Here is a 2,599-nt window from a genome sequence, read left to right on the forward strand (position 1 = left end):
AGTTTTGAGAAAGAAACCCGGTTTCTGGCAGCACTCAAGGGTCCGCCCTGACTGGATATTGCCAAGCTGTAATCGCCCCCTTCCCCGGCCAAAAAACTTTTTTAAAAAAGGGGTTGACAAATCCAAAAGCATCATGCAAGATATAAAAGGCTCAAGGAAAGGGACTGTAGTTCAATTGGTTAGAGCACCGCCCTGTCACGGCGGAAGTTGCGGGTTCGAGCCCCGTCAGTCCCGTTTAAAATATAAATCAGGTTACGCGCCGTGTTTTCCTAATAATAGGGGACACGGCGTGTCTCCTTGCAAACGAAGTTAATTAGAGAAAATAATTGTGACTGTTCGCGTGAGAATAGCTCCTAGTCCGACTGGGAACTTACATATTGGAACAGCCAGAACGGCTGTGTTTAACTGGTTATTTGCCCGCCATCAGGGGGGCCAGTTCATTTTGCGGGTCGAAGATACTGACGAAGAGCGATCGCGCCCTGAGTTCACCCAAAATATCCTGGATGGACTCACCTGGTTGGGTTTGAACTGGGATGCAGGGCCAGTTTTTCAGTCCAAGCGTCTCGACCTCTACCGGGAACGAGTCAAAACTCTCATTGACAAGGGTCTTGCCTATCGGTGTTACACCACCTCCGAAGAACTCGACGAAATCAGAGAAGGCCAAAAAGCGCGGAATGAAGCCCCCCGCTACGATAATCGTCACCGCAATCTGACGGTGGATGAAATCGCCAAATTTGAAGCGGAAGGACGGCCCTCGGTGATTCGGTTCAAAATCGAAGACGATCGCCAGATTGTCTGGAATGACTTGGTACGCGGTGAAGTTTCCTGGCGGGGAAGCGACCTCGGCGGAGATATGGTGATCGCCCGGGGTTCCAGTGGGACCGGAATCGGTATGCCACTCTACAACCTCGCCGTTGTCGTCGATGACATTGACATGAGAATCACCCAGGTGATTCGAGGTGAAGACCATATTGCCAATACCGCCAAACAAATTCTGCTTTACGAAGCATTTGGCGTCGCGGTCCCAGAATTTGCCCATACGCCGCTGATTTTGGATGTTTCCGGCAAAAAACTCTCAAAACGAGATAACGTGACCGGCATTTCAGAATTTCAGGCAATGGGATTCCTCCCCGAAGCCTTGGTCAACTATATGACCTTGCTGGGTTGGTCCTCGCCGGATAATCAGGAACTATTTACCCTGGATGAAGCGGCCCAGAAGTTTAGCTTCGATCGCGTGAATAAAGCCGGGGCCAAATTTGACTGGGATAAACTGGATTGGATTAATAGCCAATACCTGCACCAAATGTCCCCCGAAAAACTCACTGAGAAACTAATTCCAGTGTGGCAACAAGCGGGATATCCTGTTGATCCGGAGGGCAACCGTCCTTGGTTGGAACAACTATCGGCATTAATTGGTCCGAGTTTAACTCGCTTGACTGATGCGGTGGAACTCAGTCGGATGTTCTTTGTTGATGAGGTAGAACTCAGCGACGAAGCAGCAGCCGAATTGGAAAAAGAGGGAGCCTCCCAGGTTCTCGAAGCGGTAATCGGACATTTAAAAAGTCACGAAAGCCTGACAGCAGCAGATGCCCAAGACATCATTAAACAGGTCACGAAACAGCTCAATGTTAAAAAAGGGCTAGTAATGCGATCGCTGCGAGCCGGATTAACTGGCGAACTGCACGGTCCTGACCTGATACAATCTTGGGTATTACTTTATCAGCGGGAGCTGGACAAAACGCGCCTGCACAAAGTCTTAAAGGTTGACGAACAAGAGGGTAGTACCTTGACTCAAAATCCTGAACCAGAAACACCCCAAGATCAGATTGTGGCAGAAATTCCTACTTCAAAACCCCCTGTAGACGAAATTCCGGAACCCCCGACTGTCCCCGTGGTGACCACGGGAATCCCTGATGCCGGGGCTACGAATGACCAGTTAGAGCGGATTGGCAAACAAGTTCGCGAAATCCTCTCTTATCTCCCGGATTACGTGACTGGGTTTGTTAAAGACAACCAAAAACCCTTAACCACCGTTGGTTTACTGATTGCGGCTTTGGTGTCTCTGAGAGTATTGGTTGCTGTCTTGGAAGTGCTCAACGGCATTCCCCTAGTACAGCCGACCTTTGAAATCGTGGGTATGGCTTACTCTGGCTGGTTTATTTATCGGTATTTACTCAGTGCAGCGACTCGCCAAGAGTTGTCGGCCAAAGTTGAGGAAATCAAAGAACAAATTACCGGGAACCATTCCCCTAAACCCTAGGCAATTGGACTGTCGGTTGAGGGTCCCAGCCGTGTCCTGACCCGTCCTCAGACTGTTCCCCGGTTCTATTTTGCCTTGTGCATTCCGCGTTTCGTTCCACACACTCCTTTGAGGATGCGGGCCGTTCTAGGGTGATTCGCGAATCACCTCTACATTTAGAGGAAGGGGAACAGTCTGGGGGACGTTTAAAAAAATCCGATTGATACATGATTCTAAGATGGGCGCATTCCGGTGCGCCCATTTTTACTGTCTGGAGCAATTGTAGCAATTGTAGCAATTGTAGGGTGGGCACTGCCCACCTGCACTTCAAGGTGGGCAGTGCCCACCCTACAATTGCTC

1 protein-coding gene, 1 tRNA gene and 1 pseudogene are annotated in these 2,599 nt (G+C 49.8%); all 3 read left to right on the forward strand.

All coding sequences use genetic code 11. The annotated features are described in order from the left end of the window. Positions 1-160: 160 nt before the first annotated feature. Positions 161-234: transfer RNA gene (locus tag J0895_RS10345), tRNA-Asp, on the forward strand. A gap of 94 nt (positions 235-328) precedes the next feature. Then, a pseudogene (gene gltX / locus J0895_RS10350) lies at positions 329-1,759 on the forward strand (glutamate--tRNA ligase); the annotation flags it as partial. Between the two features lie 231 nt (positions 1,760-1,990). After that, positions 1,991-2,260 (forward strand): CAAD domain-containing protein, encoded by a 270-nt coding sequence (locus J0895_RS26950; protein ID WP_422894323.1) that lies wholly within the window; start codon positions 1,991-1,993, stop codon positions 2,258-2,260. The last annotated feature ends 339 nt before the right edge of the window (positions 2,261-2,599 follow it).

This window comes from Phormidium pseudopriestleyi FRX01 (genome assembly GCF_017313335.1).
In the GTDB taxonomy this organism is placed as follows: Bacteria; Cyanobacteriota; Cyanobacteriia; order Cyanobacteriales; family Laspinemataceae; genus Laspinema; species Laspinema pseudopriestleyi.